Genomic DNA, 14,586 nt, shown 5'->3' with positions numbered 1-14,586 from the left:
CCACGCCATGATTGCCACTCTTTAAATTTATCCTGTTGCTATTGTCTCATTTGAGGTAAACACTCTGCTTGGCTTTTTATCGTGCAAAGATCTCTAACTATTAATGTCATACGTAGTTAGAGATCATTTGTATAGAAACGCACTAATTTTGCCTGCTATAGTGAAACGATTTCCATAAAATCTGACCTGATCAGACAAAATATCAACGCACTTCAGAAGAGGTTCCATGAAATTTGCTTACACCATCGTCTACGTTAATTCCGTTCCTGATACGCTTAACTTTTATCAAAAGGCATTTGGTTTTGACACAAGGTATTTACATGAATCAGGTGAGTATGGCGAATTGGAGACTGGGGCAACAGTGCTCGCCTTTGCATCACACGCAATGGGCGAGATGAACCTGGGTGGGCGTTATCAAAAAACCGATCCTGACGCACTGCCTTTAGGCGTCGAGCTGGCATTTGTGACGGAAGATGTAAGTGCTGCTTATACTAAAGCAATCAGTGCTGGTGCTGTCGCAATTAAAGAGCCGATGCAAAAACCGTGGGGGCAAACTGTTGCGTATGTTCGCTCTCAGGAAGGATCATTAATTGAGCTTTGCTCACCGGTCGGTGGTTAATTTTTTTGTAAATTGATGAGGGACTTTGTACGTGATTTTGCAAAGGCATTAGCAAATACCGAGCGGTCACTTGTTGCGTGAGATTGTTGGGCCGTGCTGATGCAGCAATATGGCAGCAGCCCAACTTATGACATGCAGCAATTCTAGCTAGAGAATTTCTATCGTCTAGCTCACACCATTCTCTTTAAACCAGGCAAGACAGCGCATCCAGCCATCTTTCGCATCTGCTTCTACGTAGCTTGGACGGTAATCCGCATGGAACGCATGGCCTGAGTCGGCATACACTTTGAATGTGGACTTGCTGCTACCTTTGCTTAAAGCCGCCGTCATTTGAGCGATAGATTCTTGGCTGATGCCGGTATCTTTCAAACCGTATAGACCGAGGATTGGTGTTTTTAAGCCCGCTGCGATGTCGACAGGATTGGTTGGCGATAGCGGCGTCGGGTCACCTACCAGACGGCCATACCAGGCTGCGCCGGCTTTTACATTAGGATTGTGCGCGGAATACATCCAGGTGATGCGGCCACCCCAGCAGAAGCCGGTGATGGCTAATTTGTTGGTGTTGCCACCATTGGCTTTGGCCCAGGCAACCACCGCATCCAGATCGGACATGACTTGTGCATCGGGTACTTTGGAGACGACTTCTTTGATTAATTCGCCGATATTAGGATATTTGCTTGGATCGCCCTGGCGTACGAATAATTCTGGTGCCAGCGCCAGATAACCTAGTTTGGCGAAGCGGCGTGCGACGTCGGCGATATGCTCATGTACACCAAAAATTTCTGAGATGACCAAAACGACAGGCAGATTAGTTTTGCCTTCTGGCTGGGCGCGATAGACAGGGACTTTTTGTCCGTTGACTTCGACCATCACAACCCCGGCAGTTAAACCCACCGTATCGGTTTTGATCATAGTTTGTGCCATCACAGGCATCGCTGCAGCGGCAAAACCGACGCCTACCGCAGTTTGAATAAAGGTGCGACGGTCAACCCCATCACTTAATTTTGACTTGCCTACCAGACTATCGAAATCCTGTTGATTCTGCATGAGTATCTCCAAATGGAATGATTGTGGTTGTGGAAAAAACAGCGATTAGCATACCGCAAAATCAAATATGGTATTTGGGGCTTAGCACGACTAAAGCTAGAGCGCAGTCAGTGCAGTTGGTGTGACTGGGAAGATTTTGTGCAAGTTGTATTATTTAGATTAGTTATCTGAGGGAAGTAGCCGCTCGTACTCTTCTTTGACGACGGAATAACATTCACACACACGCTGCTCTAATTTTTTTCTATTGGTAACGGTGATACGGCCGCGGGCACGTTCGACCATGCCATCTTTTTGTAATTGCCCAACTGCTTCGGTAACGCTTTCACGCCGGACACCTAACAAACTAGCCACCATTTCTTGAGTGATGATGATTTCATTATCATGCAGCCGGTCGATGGTCATTAATATCCAGCGGCAGAGTTGTTGATCTAGTGAGTGATGTTGATTGCACACAGCAGTTTGTGAGGTTTGGCTAATCAGCGCCTGGGTATATAAAAGCGCAAGTCGTTGTAGCTCGCCAGCCGACTCAAACTCTTGCTTCATGACCTTGCGACTCAATTTAAACGCAGCGCCAGCACTTTGCACTTCGGTACTGGTGGGCATGCTTTCACCACCCATAAAAATCGAGATCCCGACCATACCTTCGTCACCGACCAGTGCGGTTTCGCTAGTAGAGCCATTTTCTAAGGCATAAATCAAAGAGACAATGCCACCGATAGGAAAATGTACAAAATCCACATGATCGCCTGATTCAGACACGGTCCAGCCTAGTGGCATTTCTACATATTTAAGATCCGGTAATAGTCTTTCGTACTCAGATTTGGGAAGAGCAGCCAGTATGCGGTTTTTCCGTGGATCGGGTTCTGGCGTGGTCTCTGATTTTGACATGGTGTGGAATCGATTAATTTTGTAATGAAGGGCGATGTAAAACTACTTCAGCAAGTTGTCGCGACGATATTGCGAATGCGACGAATAGCGTGTTTAGGAGCCAATTTATGTAACGGCGATAAGTTCTAAGTGTAAGAGATTTGCACTTATATAGCAGCACCAATTAACACCAGCATATTCCACCATTTAGCGGGCGTGAAGTAAATTTTGTAGACCTAACTAGTTACTAGATAGCTCGGAGGGCGAAACCTGATGTGATTGGCAGCGCTAGCGAGAGCGTGCGAGGCGAATGGCAGGGGAAACCGATCAGTGCCCAGAATAGCAGCCAAATTATTGCAAATCTAAATGATCGGGGTAAGCATCGTCTTGCCCCGTTGTCATAAGTGCGTCATGCACCAACAGCGCATGAGCCAGGTTTAATCAGCTTGTGGCACCAGATAAAACGCATCTGGCAATTGCTCGCCAGCGGTAGTCTTTTTGATGTCGCCTTTTAAATTGGTCAGCACAACAGCTAGTTGCGGGCCACCCAATTCGATGATGACCTGGCGGCAAGCACCGCAAGGGGCGATCGGAGCGTCGGTGTCGCCAGTGACAGCGATGGCGGCGAAATCACCCGGACGATATCCGGCAGCGAGTGCGCTGAACAAGGCGGTACGCTCTGCGCAATTGCACAGACCGTAGGAGGCGTTTTCAATATTGCAGCCACGGAAAATTTTACCGTCTTTAGTTTGTACCGCTGCACCGACTTTAAATTTGGAGTAGGGCGCATAAGCCAACTCGCGTGCTTTGTGCGCTTCTGCAATCAGATTAGGAATGATGTCTTGGGTCGTCATGGGAAATTCTCAACGTATTTGTAATTGGGTTGTAGGTTGCTAGTAACCGATAGAAAAAACTACGAATGATTCAATATTATTGAAATTGGATGTCCATATATTCTGCGGCTTACAGAGCAAAAATAACCTGTAAGCCGCAGAAGTATTGGACATGCCTCTTAAGATTTATTTCTTCACGCCTAATTCGATCAGCCGTTCACTCAAATAACTACCCGCTGTGTGGCGCGCTGACAAGACGACTTCTGGTCTTGGGTGTAAAAACAGCGGTAGCGAGATGCGTGATTTTTTCGCTTCCTCGCCTGTTGGGTTTAGCACGCGGTGAATAGTGGATGGGTAGTAACCTTCCGATGCTTCATCCAGCATGTCGCCGATATTTACGATCAACATACCGAAGTCACAAGGGACGTTATGCCATTCATCATCCTTACCTTTGACTTGCAAGCCGGCTTGCGTTGCGGCCGGTAACAAGGTCAGCAAATTGATATCGCCATGAGCTGCTGCACGCACTGCATCCGGCTCCTCATCACCACGCAATGGCGGGTAGTGCAAGACGCGCAGTAAGGTGTGATCGCTACCCGGTATCATGTCCGACAAGGGCATGGAATACTTGGCTTTGATGTCGGCTGGTGTGTGATCCTCTACCCATTGCAGTAATTCCGTAGCGAGCTTATTACCTTGCTCGTAATACTGGCTTGCTGCATCAGATACTTCAGCGGGATAACGGCCACCCGGATAGATATGATAAAACTCTTTCAGATCCCGCTTGGTATTACCCTTGGCGGTTTCTGATACCTTCGGTGAGAAATAACCATCCATTTTGACTGCATCAAAATTGTATTGATTCTTCGCATCAGTCTGGAAGAACTCGTACCATTCTTTATAAATGGTCTCCAGCAAAGGTTGCGATAAAGGATGATTAGTCAACACGCCAAAGCCAGTACGATGCAGACTCTCGGTAAATTTTTGTGCAGCGTCCGGGCTGCGATAATCAACTGGTTCGATAAACATAATATCTCCTCAATGGGCGCGATGAATTAACGCAAGGCTGGCAACAACCAGTCGCTGCTTAATATCGTATCAATCAGACTGGCGCATGCCTTAGCATCCACTTCCATACAAACACGCGTCTCTGGCTTATCCGCTTCCCATCCTGATTGAGGATACGGGATCGCCAGTTTTGCCATCATGGTCTGACCATTGGCGATGCCTTCTTTTGCAACACGTACGCGACCCGATTGGGTTTTAAATAATTCTGGCGCAACCAGCCAGACAAACGCCAAGACATCATGTCCATAACAAGCATGGCCCAGATCAGGGCGAATACTTTGGTAGAAATTAGCGTAGAAATTAACCGCATGACTTAAGGTATCGGTCGCGATATGCTGATGTTTCTTTGCCAGACCTGTGAAGAAAGTCGATGGCAAAACCACGCGATGCGTTACATCCAGACCAACCATTGTCAAATCCCAGCCCGCAGTGAAGACCAGATCAGCCGCGTCTGGATCATTCCAGACATTGGCTTCTGCTACCGGTGAGACGTTACCCGGTTCATCCACGGTACCAGCCATCAAGACGACTTGCTTTAAGAGCTTAGGCAATTGTGGTTCTAGCTTTAATGCCAGTCCTAGATTACCAAACGGACCTACCGCAACCAGCGTGATTTCGCCCGGATGCTGACGTGCCATTTTGACGATAAATTCTGCCGCACTTTCAACTTCTGCTACGCCACCGGCTTCTACCCGGCTAGTTAAATTGCCCAAGCCATCTGCACCATGAATAAACGCAGGCGGTGTGCCAGGGTCTTTTGCCAGAGGCACAGGCACGCCTTGGGCTACTGGAATACTACGGCCAGCGATCCGGGTTAAGTAGAGTGCATTGGCAGTGGCCTGTTCGACGGTGACATTGCCAAACGTAGTAGTGATACCGATTACATCGATATCTGGATGAGCGAGCGCGAAGTACAGCGCCATTGCATCATCGACGCCAGGGTCGGTATCAAAAATGACTTTATGTTTTGCCGGGATAGAGTTGGTGGTCATGGAGGTTCTCCAAAATTACTTCGCCTGGCCATTAACAGAACCCAGACGAAGTGACTTATTGCGGTTGGCCCGGTTCAAGGAGGCCGAATCTTAATGTCTTATTTTGATCTCTTATTTTTACGACGTATTTTGATCACTTAGCGAGACTTAACAAAAGGCACGCCAATCGCTTTTGGTGCGACTGATTTTGCCATTAAACCTGCCAATACAATGACAGTTACAACATAGGGAATCATCTGTATCAATGAGCCTGGCACTTTGCCGATCACCGGGAAGACGATACCTTCGATCTGCACTTGCAGCGCTGCAAAGAAGCCAAACATCAGGCAACCCATCGCCGTGTAGAGCGGACGCCAGTTGCCGAATACCAGCGCGGTTAATGCCAGGTAACCGTTACCTGCCGACATATCACGCAAGAAGAAACCGCTTTGCACAATAGACAGATAAGCGCCGGAAAATGAACACAATACGCCAGCGCATAACATCGCTAGAAAACGGGTACGTTCAACGTTGATACCGGCGGCATCGGCAGCATGGGGATTTTCGCCCACGGCCCGTAATCGCAAACCAAAACGGCTGTGGTAAATCACCCAATGTACGACTGGGATCAATGCAAATGCCAGATAGACCAGTGCACTATGGCCACCGATTAATTTGCCGTAGAACCAGCCAACAAACGGAATACTTTCTAACGCAGCAGTACCTGGCAAGACGATATCAAACAAGCGAGCCTGGCCGAGATCGGGCGTGCGCCCACCCTGAGAAAAGAAAAACTGCGCCAACACAAATGTCAGTCCGCTCATGGCAATATTGATCGCAATCCCTGCGACTAACTGATTTCCTTTTTGCGTAATACTGACAAAGCCTTGCAGCAATGCGATAGCGACAGATACACCAACACCAGCCAAGATGCCCAGCCACGGATTTTGTGTAGTGAATGCGACAGCAGCCGAAACAAAAGCCGACGCCAGCATTTTGCCTTCCAAGGCTAGATCGACTACACCGCTGCGTTCCGCAAACAATCCTGCCATCGCAGCAAAAATCAATACCGGCGCATTCCTGATGGTGGAAACCAGTATGCTGGCGAAATGAAAATCATCAAACATCATTAACTCCGATTTAGTTTCGTTTCAGCAGACGCGCTAAGGCTGGCGCATACAGATTTTCCATGGCGCCGCAAAATAAAATAATCAGGCCTTGGATGAAGATAAAAGTTTCAGTTGGGATATTTGGTTTTTCTAGCGACAGATCAAAACCACCCTGAATCAACGCGCCAAACAAAATAGACGATAGCAAAATACCGACCGGATGCTGACGCCCCATTAAGGCAATCGCAATCCCGATAAACCCAGCACCCGCCGGGAAATTCAAATTTAGATAATGTGTCGATCCCATCAAGGAATTGACCGATGCCAATCCAGCCAGTGCACCAGAAATCAACATCGCAACGATGATCGTTTTAGTGATGGAAATACCTGCGTAGTGTGCCGCATGCTGATTTAAACCCGTAGCGCGCAACTGATAACCCCAGGCCGAACGCCATACTGCAATACCATAAATCGCCAGCGCGATTAGCGCCAGAATAAAACTGATATTCAACGGCGTCTCCCCCAGAATCGGGAATATTTTATTCAGTGTCGGTAACCAAGACGCCTCTGCAAATACGCGGCTGGCGGGATTTTGCTGGCCGGTCGGAATCAGATAAGTCACAATCAAAAAGTTCATTAAACTGGCAGCAATGAAGTTAAACATAATCGTCGTGACGACGATGTGACTACCGCGTTTAGCTTGCAGATAACCTGGCAAGTAAGCCCAGGCCGCACCAAATATAGCGCTGCCAATAATCGCTAGTGGAATTAACAACCAGCCAGGCAGACTGGAATCGAGCAACAATAAAACTAGTGTTAACCCAAGGCCACCGACATACATTTGTCCTTCGCTACCGATATTGAACAAACCTGCTTGCATCGCAATGGATACCGACAAACCAGTAAAAATAAAGGTCGCTGCATAAAATAATGTGTAGCCCAACCCTTCTGGGTTCAATACGGCGGAGTTGACCAGAATGCCCAGCGATTCTATTGGACTCTCGCCCAACAAATAAATCACCAGCGCAGCAACCAACAGTGCCGACAGCAAATTGAGTAAGGGAAGCGCTATGGCAGTTGCCCAGCGTGGAAGTTCTGAATTAGTCATACTTATGATTTATGTAGTCCACCCATGAGCAAACCTATACGCGTGGCATCAAACTCTTCTGCCATCAATTCGCCCGTGATACAGCCGCTAGACATGACCAGAATTCTATCTGCCAATGCCCGTACTTCTTCCAGTTCTACCGACACCAGCAGAATGGCAACGCCCGCATCGCGCATGGCGAGTAGCTGCGCATGGATGCTTTCTATCGTGCCGATATCAACACCACGGGTAGGCTGGCCGACTAACATCAGTTTAGGCGCGGCAGCAATTTCACGCGCGATCACGACTTTTTGCTGATTGCCACCGGACAGCAGGGCGATTCGTAAATGTGGATCGGACGGACGTACATCGAACTTTTTTAATAGCCCGGTGCATTTGCTGAGAATGCTGGCGAAGTCGAGTAAACCAAAGCGTTTTTTAGTCTGTTGCTGATAACCGAAAAAACTATTCATCATGACCGAAAAGTTTTTAACTACGGCATCACGCAGTCGATCTTCTGGTACGTGACCAATACCAAGCTTACGGAAAATGGCAGGCAAACCGTCGGCATCTTTGCGCTTGGCGATGGGTAGCAAGTGGCCTTGCATTTGTATCTCGCCGCTGCTTGGCAAACGCATGCCGGATAAAATTTCCAGCAGCTCGCTTTGACCATTGCCAGAGACACCGGCGATGGCGACGATTTCACCAGCGCGTATGTTGAAGTTGATATCTTTCAGTAGATCGACCGCTTGCTTGCTACGCAAATTCAATCCTTTTACCTCAAGCACAGACGCGCCCGGCGCATAGGCAGCCCGTGGCAATTGCGTTTGTATCGGGCGACCTACCATCAGATTGGCTAGTTCTTCTTTGCTGGTACCAGCGGTAGCAACGGAGCCGACCACCGTGCCTGCGCGCATTACCGTCACCTGGTCGGTGATGTCGAGAATTTCTTGCAGCTTGTGGGTAATCAGGATGATGGTCTTGCCTTGCTCTTTGAACAGTCGCAAGACTTCAAATAGCGACGCCGTTTCTTGCACGGTCAGCACCGCGGTTGGCTCGTCGAGTATCAGAATGTTGGCGCTACGGTAGATTTGTTTGAGGATTTCTACCCGCTGTTGCAAACCAACCGACAAGTCTTGGATTTTGCTCAGCGGATCAACATCTAAAGAATAACGCTGGCAAATTTCACGCAGCTTTTTCTCAATATCGGTACGATGAGCGGCGAGTCTGAACCCACCTTCTGCGCCCAACATGACGTTATCAAGAACCGTCATATTTTCTACCAGCATAAAATGCTGATGCACCATCCCGATACCCAGTTTGATCGCTTCCTGACTATTGCGAATATTTTGTGGCTGACCGTTGATCAAGAGCTTGCCGCTATCCGCACGGTAGTAGCCGTACAGGATGCTCATCAAGGTTGATTTGCCTGCGCCGTTTTCTCCGATAACGCCGTGGATGCTACCGGGCGCAATAGAAAAACTCACATCGCGGTTGGCGTGTACGGCGCCAAAGCGTTTGGAGATTTGTTGGAATTCTACGGCTGGCTGCATACGGAGGAGGGATAAAAATTAGCTAGGGTTTGATCGGCGATGTTAACGAACTTAACGAACTCAGTGAACTTGCTGAACTTACTGAAATTGCAAGATGATAGAGACCTGACGCGACGATTGATTGCGCTAAGGTCTGCTTACATCATTTGGTTTTGCGCTTAGCTTAAAAACGTAGAGAATAAAATTTAATTAGAGCATGAGCGCAAAACCAAACTGAAACAAGACAAGATAAGACACTAAACCGGGCATTTACTTCCGTCGCGCGAGTCAATCACTTTGACTTTACCGCTGATGATGTCTTGTTTTGCTGCGTTGACACGCTTTTCAATTTCTGGGGTGATCAGGGCGCGATTATCTTTATCAACAACCCAATCAACGCCACCCTCTTTCAGGCCTTTGTTGATGATGCCCGGCTTCCAGTCACCGTTTTTGATTTGCATAAAGCTATCGTAAATCGCTTGGTCTACACGCTTAACCATCGAGGTCAGCATTGTGCCCGGATACAAATAATTTTGATTGGAATCAACACCGATGGCGAGCTTGCCTTTTTCTTTGGCTGTCTGCAACGTACCCATGCCGCTGCCGCCTGCTGCTGCGAAAACGACATCAACACCGCGTTCGAATTGCGCGCGCGCCAACTCGCCACCTTTGGCCGGATCGTTCCAGGCCGAAGTGGTGGTGCCAACCATATTGCTGGTGACCTCAACCTTGGCATCAACTGCTTTGGCACCTTGCGCGTAACCGCAAGAGAAAGTGCGTATCAGAGGAATATCCATACCGCCAACAAAGCCGATTTTTTTAGACTTACTAGCCATTGCCGCAGCAACACCAACCAGATAAGAACCCTCTTGTTCCTTGAACAGAACTGAGCTGACATTATTGCCTGTGGCAACGCCATCAATCACGACGAATTTAGTATTAGGGAATTCTTTGGCGATGTTTTGTACTGCCTGACTTTGGGCAAAACCAATTGCTGCGATCAGATCGATTTTTTTGCGTGCCAGATTACGTAACACTTGCTCTGTTTGTGTATCACTGGCGACCTGGACTTCCAGGAAAGAGATTTTGGTCTCTTTTTTGAAACGTTCTGCACCTTCAGATGCGGACTGATTGAAGGATTTATCAAACTTGCCGCCTGCATCATAAATGACGGCTAACTTAGGATCGGCTGCAACAGCGCTGGCAGCGCTGACAACAGCAAACAAGCTCATTACAGTAAGGCAGAGACGCTTGAGTTTCATGGTGATTCCTTGTCGGTCGCAATTGTGTCGGAAGTGTCGAAAATATTGAAAGTATCAGCTCATTAGTTAGTGCTTTTCGGCCCAGCTATTCAAGGTTCGGTATTGCCCGTTGCTTTGAATAACGTCTGCTGAGCACCACTGATATAAATAAAGGATAAAAGGCCAGCAAGCCTAACATGGTCTAACTATTTCAGTAGTTTACTAAAAAAAATTTTATCGAATTTTAGCTTGCCCTGAACCTTCAGGCGGCCTTCTGTTTATGCATAAATTCCAGCACTTCATGCCGGTGCGGAATCGACGTTTGAGCGCCCAGTTTAGTCACCGTTAAAGCCGCTGTGTATTGCGCTTCGCTGCTTGCGTCTACGATATTTAATCCGTTAGCCAAGCCGACTGCCAGCGCTCCTACGAAAGTATCGCCTGCCGCCGTAGTGTCAACCACCTCGACCTTAATCGCAGGCAGAAAGTTGCTCGAATCTTTAGTCGTAATCACGACACCGTGCTCACCCATGGTCAGTAGCACTGTGCCGACGCCGCGTTTTAATAACTGTTGCGATGCCAATTTAGCGCTGGCCTGGTCGATGACCGAAGTGCCGCTCAATTGCGACGCTTCGGTTTCATTCACAATCAGATAGTCGACCAATCCCAATAACTCATCGCTTAAATCTTGCGCAGGCGCAGGATTGAGGATTACACCGACCTTGTGCTGATGTGCAATCTGGATGGCGCGTGTGACACTATCTAAGGGGGTTTCTAACTGGCACAACAAGAGTTTTGCTGTGGCGATGCTGGCGGTCGCGGCTTCTACTTGGGTAACTGAGACGCTAGCGTTGGCACCTGCGGCCAATACGATGCTGTTGTGCCCGCTGTCGTCGACCAAAATGCCTGCAACGCCGGTGGCGATGCCTTGTACGGTCGCCAGATTGGCTAGCTCTATGCCTTCAGTCGCGAGACATTGTTTTGAGAAATCGCCAAAGCCATCATTGCCAACAGCGCCGACAAAACTGACATCGGCACCTTGCCGTGCAGCGGCGACGGCCTGGTTGGCACCTTTGCCACCGGGAATTTGACGGAATTCATGACCATGCATCGTTTCACCGATTGCAGGCATGCGCGGTGTGCGGAACACGAGGTCCATATTGACGCTACCAACAACGGTAATGCGTGGCTTCATTTTGACAATCTCTTGGTAAAAAAATGGTCGCGCAATCGTTTGCGCAACCGATTTCCTATTTAACTATGGTGCGCTTATGCAAGTCAAGAACTAATCTGCAAAGCAATGATATTTTGATTTTTTAAAAATGGTGGCAAATTTTGGACGCTATCTTTTTTGTTGTCAAATGCCAATCAAGGCAATTGTCTTATATGAACCAATTTGAGCAAATTAGAGCGACTTTGTGAATAAGAAGAAAGCTTAATTGCAAAATTAATCCGTATTTTTCGATAGTTTCTTGATTGCGATAAGACATATGTTTATAATTTAAAACATATGTTTGTTTTGATTTGAATTTAAGCGTTTTGGCTGGGATTAATGAGATTGGCTTTGGGCATGCCATGCTGTTGTTTTTTGTTCGTTGTTTGGTTCCTACATCTATCCGACAAAACCTCCTTTTGAATGAAGCTTAGTAAGGTAATAAATTAATATTAAATAATACTCATGGTGAGTATTATTTATTGTCTATATGTTTATTGACCTTCATCTTAATTTTCTTAAAAGAGCTGGGGAGTATATGGATTTAATCGTGAGCGAAGTCTCATTTTAAGTCTCCCACTATTTTTGAATTCTCTAAATTACGACCACCTTTGTTTCTGATTTCATTCTGTCTATCAATACCTCAGCCTACAGCCCATGTCCGAAATTTCGAAAAAAGATCAGTTGTTTGACATCATCCGCGCCCATCCCTTTGTGTCGCAGCAAGAGCTGGCGCAGCGCCTTCAGTTATCACGGTCGGCGGTGGCAGGACATATCGCCAGTCTGATCCGTGAAAAACGCTTGCTGGGTCGTGCCTACGTATTGCCCGAGCGCCGGCCAGTCTTATGCATCGGTGGTGCCAATATTGATCGTAAGGTGCGCACCTTGGCGACCTTACAAATGGGTACCTCAAATCCTGTCAGCCAACATGAAAGCTTTGGCGGAGTGGCACGCAACATCGCTGAAAATCTGGCGCGTTTGGGTTGCGCGACTGCCTTACTCTGCGCGACCGGAGATGATGCCGTTGGCGCTGATTTGCTGACACAAGCGCAGGCGTTGGGCATCGACACCAGTGCCAGTTTGCAATTGCCAGGGCAGGGCAGCGGTAGTTATACCGCCGTGTTAGATGCGGATGGCGAGATGTTATTGGCGTTGTCGCATATGACTTTGTGTGAGTCTCTGGATGCCACTTTTTTAGCAAGCCGCCAGGTGCAATTAAATACTGCGCTGATGACGGTGGCGGACTTAAATTTACCGCAAAGCAGTATTCAATACCTGATAACGCAAGCCAATCAACATGCCAGTCTGCTGATACTGGTCGCTGTATCTCAACCCAAAATGGCGCGTCTGCCGGAGGTATTAGAAGGCGTGCGTTTGCTGATACTCAACTTGGGTGAATTGGAGACTCGCGTCGGCTCTCGTCTGAGCACTGATGGTGAGGAAAAAATCAACGAGGACAAAATACAGCGTGCCTGTCGCCAGCTACAACAGCAAGGCGCGCAGGATGTGATTGTCACCTTGGGCGATGCTGGCGTGATGCTGACCAGCGGTACGGACTGGCACCGTTTGCCAGCGCAGTTGCTAGTGGCATCCGATGTTGTGGATGTGACGGGTGCGGGCGACGCCTTTGCGGCAGCAGTGTGCTGGTCCTTGTATCACAACAATGCAGATCTGTTATTAGCAGCACAGCGCGGCTTGCATCTTGCGGCCTTGACTTTGCAAAGTGCAGGCACGGTTTGCCCCGATCTGACGCCGGATACGCTGATGGCACTCACTTAACTCGCTGTCGAATTTAACCTAATAGAAATTACACCATCATTCAGGAAGCCTCATGCAAAACTACCTCGTATTTTCAAAAGAAGTCGCCCAAGCCAAAGCGGATGGCAAAGCTATTGTGGCCTTGGAATCCACCATTATTTCGCACGGCATGCCTTATCCGCAAAACGTCCAGACCGCACGCGAGGTTGAGCAATTGATCCGTGATAACGGCGCAGTACCCGCGACGATTGCGATTATTGGCGGCAAAATCTGTGTGGGTTTGTCTGACGCAGAACTAGAGCAATTAGCCAGTGCACCCGAGGTAATGAAAGTCAGTCGTCGTGACTTACCCTATGTTTTATCGACGGGTAAACTGGGCGCAACAACCGTTGCCGCAACGATGATTTGTGCGGAGTTGGCCGGAATTGCGGTGTTTGTCACCGGCGGCATTGGTGGTGTACATCGCGGTGCAGAAACCAGTTTTGATATTTCTGCTGACTTGCAAGAGCTGGCGCAAACCTCGGTCGCAGTTGTCTGTGCCGGCGCAAAATCGATTTTGGATTTGGGTCTGACCTTGGAATATTTAGAGACCCATGGCGTGCCGGTGGTGAGCGTAGGCCAAGCTGAATTCCCCGCATTTTTTACTCGCGGCAGCGGCTTTAAAGCTGATTTTCAGTTGGATACAGCGACCGAGCAAGCCGACTTTATCCGTTGCAAATGGGCGCTGGGTTTGCGTGGCGGTGTGGTGATTGCCAATCCTGTTCCAGAAGCTTACGCCATGCCAAAAGCAGAGATAGACAGCATCACGGAGCAGGCTTTGCAAGAGGCGGACGCGCAAGGTATTAACGGCAAAGCAGTGACGCCGTTTTTATTAAATAGAATCAAACAACTGACAGACGGCCGCAGTTTGGTGACGAATATCGCGCTGGTAAAAAACAATGCGATTGTCGGTGCGGCTTTGGCTTTGGCTTTGGCTTTGAAAAATGTTTGATCAGCTGCATTGTGCTGATACTTTGACGCAAGTTGAAGTCGATTTTTAGCAAGAACTTTGCAGGCTACGATTATGGTAATTCAATATACTCCCCATTATTTTTATAAAAAATGCCTTAGTGTCCAATGATTATATGGACGCTTTAGACATACTAATGAGTATGCGTCCGACAGTCCCACCTAGACGATCAGCAAACAACCGATTTTGCCCGCAGCGGCAACAATTCATCAATACGATTATTTTTACAGGTAGG

Annotated in this window: 13 protein-coding genes; 3 read left to right on the top strand and 10 right to left on the bottom strand. The window is 48.1% G+C overall.

The genetic code is table 11. The annotated features are described in order from the left end of the window. Positions 1–226 precede the first annotated feature (226 nt). Positions 227–619 carry a VOC family protein gene (locus AAKU64_RS20900; protein ID WP_354362907.1) on the top strand — a complete coding sequence of 131 codons (393 nt, stop codon included), beginning with the start codon at positions 227–229 and terminating at the stop codon, positions 617–619. A 165-nt stretch (positions 620–784) separates the two neighbouring features. On the opposite strand, the gene AAKU64_RS20895 is transcribed toward AAKU64_RS20900, so the two are convergent. The 10 genes from AAKU64_RS20895 to rbsK all read right to left on the bottom strand — a co-directional run bounded on the left by AAKU64_RS20895 (position 785) and on the right by rbsK (position 11,566). Beyond that, positions 785–1,666, bottom strand: coding sequence for a dienelactone hydrolase family protein (locus AAKU64_RS20895; protein WP_354362906.1), 882 nt, complete (start codon positions 1,664–1,666; stop codon positions 785–787). 159 nt (positions 1,667–1,825) lie between these two features. Continuing rightward, the gene (locus tag AAKU64_RS20890; protein ID WP_354331142.1) at positions 1,826–2,554 is read right to left on the bottom strand and encodes a Crp/Fnr family transcriptional regulator; all 729 of its coding nucleotides are present in this window, start codon (positions 2,552–2,554) and stop codon (positions 1,826–1,828) included. A gap of 416 nt (positions 2,555–2,970) precedes the next feature. Then, positions 2,971–3,387, bottom strand: a complete 417-nt coding sequence (locus tag AAKU64_RS20885) for a cytidine deaminase (protein WP_354362905.1) — start codon at positions 3,385–3,387, stop codon at positions 2,971–2,973. Between the two features lie 165 nt (positions 3,388–3,552). After that, complete coding sequence (locus tag AAKU64_RS20880) at positions 3,553–4,395, bottom strand: 2OG-Fe(II) oxygenase family protein (protein WP_323492034.1); 843 nt, start codon at positions 4,393–4,395, stop codon at positions 3,553–3,555. A 26-nt stretch (positions 4,396–4,421) separates the two neighbouring features. Continuing rightward, on the bottom strand, positions 4,422–5,426 hold the full coding sequence (locus tag AAKU64_RS20875; protein ID WP_354362904.1) for a nucleoside hydrolase: 1,005 nt from the start codon (positions 5,424–5,426) through the stop codon (positions 4,422–4,424). A 137-nt stretch (positions 5,427–5,563) separates the two neighbouring features. After that, the gene (locus AAKU64_RS20870; RefSeq protein ID WP_322121335.1) at positions 5,564–6,535 is read right to left on the bottom strand and encodes an ABC transporter permease; all 972 of its coding nucleotides are present in this window, start codon (positions 6,533–6,535) and stop codon (positions 5,564–5,566) included. 10 nt (positions 6,536–6,545) lie between these two features. Next, a complete protein-coding gene (locus tag AAKU64_RS20865) occupies positions 6,546–7,622 on the bottom strand; it encodes an ABC transporter permease (RefSeq protein WP_354331134.1) in 1,077 nt (358 codons plus the stop codon). Between the two features lie 2 nt (positions 7,623–7,624). After that, entirely contained in the window at positions 7,625–9,154 is a 1,530-nt protein-coding gene (locus tag AAKU64_RS20860; protein ID WP_354362902.1) for an ABC transporter ATP-binding protein, read from the bottom strand. 236 nt (positions 9,155–9,390) lie between these two features. Then, the gene (locus AAKU64_RS20855; protein WP_354362900.1) at positions 9,391–10,395 is read right to left on the bottom strand and encodes a BMP family lipoprotein; all 1,005 of its coding nucleotides are present in this window, start codon (positions 10,393–10,395) and stop codon (positions 9,391–9,393) included. A gap of 241 nt (positions 10,396–10,636) precedes the next feature. Next, the gene (gene rbsK / locus AAKU64_RS20850) at positions 10,637–11,566 is read right to left on the bottom strand and encodes a ribokinase (RefSeq protein WP_354362899.1); all 930 of its coding nucleotides are present in this window, start codon (positions 11,564–11,566) and stop codon (positions 10,637–10,639) included. A 675-nt stretch (positions 11,567–12,241) separates the two neighbouring features. Here rbsK and AAKU64_RS20845 point away from each other — a divergent pair. Then, on the top strand, positions 12,242–13,363 hold the full coding sequence (locus AAKU64_RS20845; protein ID WP_354362898.1) for a carbohydrate kinase family protein: 1,122 nt from the start codon (positions 12,242–12,244) through the stop codon (positions 13,361–13,363). 52 nt (positions 13,364–13,415) lie between these two features. Further along, the gene (locus AAKU64_RS20840; RefSeq protein ID WP_354362897.1) at positions 13,416–14,333 is read left to right on the top strand and encodes a pseudouridine-5'-phosphate glycosidase; all 918 of its coding nucleotides are present in this window, start codon (positions 13,416–13,418) and stop codon (positions 14,331–14,333) included. Positions 14,334–14,586: the final 253 nt, after the last annotated feature.

It is taken from the genome of Undibacterium sp. GrIS 1.8 (assembly GCF_040544445.1).
Classification (GTDB): domain Bacteria; phylum Pseudomonadota; class Gammaproteobacteria; order Burkholderiales; family Burkholderiaceae_D; genus Undibacterium.
Note: the sequence above shows the minus strand (reverse complement) of the source record. Positions and strands in the feature narration are given on the sequence as shown.

Excerpts from the sequence above, each read along its gene's own strand:
- AAKU64_RS20900 (WP_354362907.1), top strand. The coding sequence starts at position 227 with ATGAAATTTGCTTACACCATCGTCTACGTTAATTCCGTTCCTGATACG.
- AAKU64_RS20895 (WP_354362906.1), bottom strand. The coding sequence starts at position 1,666 with ATGCAGAATCAACAGGATTTCGATAGTCTGGTAGGCAAGTCAAAATTA.
- AAKU64_RS20890 (WP_354331142.1), bottom strand. The coding sequence starts at position 2,554 with ATGTCAAAATCAGAGACCACGCCAGAACCCGATCCACGGAAAAACCGC.
- AAKU64_RS20885 (WP_354362905.1), bottom strand. The coding sequence starts at position 3,387 with ATGACGACCCAAGACATCATTCCTAATCTGATTGCAGAAGCGCACAAA.
- AAKU64_RS20880 (WP_323492034.1), bottom strand. The coding sequence starts at position 4,395 with ATGTTTATCGAACCAGTTGATTATCGCAGCCCGGACGCTGCACAAAAA.
- AAKU64_RS20875 (WP_354362904.1), bottom strand. The coding sequence starts at position 5,426 with ATGACCACCAACTCTATCCCGGCAAAACATAAAGTCATTTTTGATACC.
- AAKU64_RS20870 (WP_322121335.1), bottom strand. The coding sequence starts at position 6,535 with ATGATGTTTGATGATTTTCATTTCGCCAGCATACTGGTTTCCACCATC.
- AAKU64_RS20865 (WP_354331134.1), bottom strand. The coding sequence starts at position 7,622 with ATGACTAATTCAGAACTTCCACGCTGGGCAACTGCCATAGCGCTTCCC.
- AAKU64_RS20860 (WP_354362902.1), bottom strand. The coding sequence starts at position 9,154 with ATGCAGCCAGCCGTAGAATTCCAACAAATCTCCAAACGCTTTGGCGCC.
- AAKU64_RS20855 (WP_354362900.1), bottom strand. The coding sequence starts at position 10,395 with ATGAAACTCAAGCGTCTCTGCCTTACTGTAATGAGCTTGTTTGCTGTT.
- rbsK (WP_354362899.1), bottom strand. The coding sequence starts at position 11,566 with ATGAAGCCACGCATTACCGTTGTTGGTAGCGTCAATATGGACCTCGTG.
- AAKU64_RS20845 (WP_354362898.1), top strand. The coding sequence starts at position 12,242 with ATGTCCGAAATTTCGAAAAAAGATCAGTTGTTTGACATCATCCGCGCC.
- AAKU64_RS20840 (WP_354362897.1), top strand. The coding sequence starts at position 13,416 with ATGCAAAACTACCTCGTATTTTCAAAAGAAGTCGCCCAAGCCAAAGCG.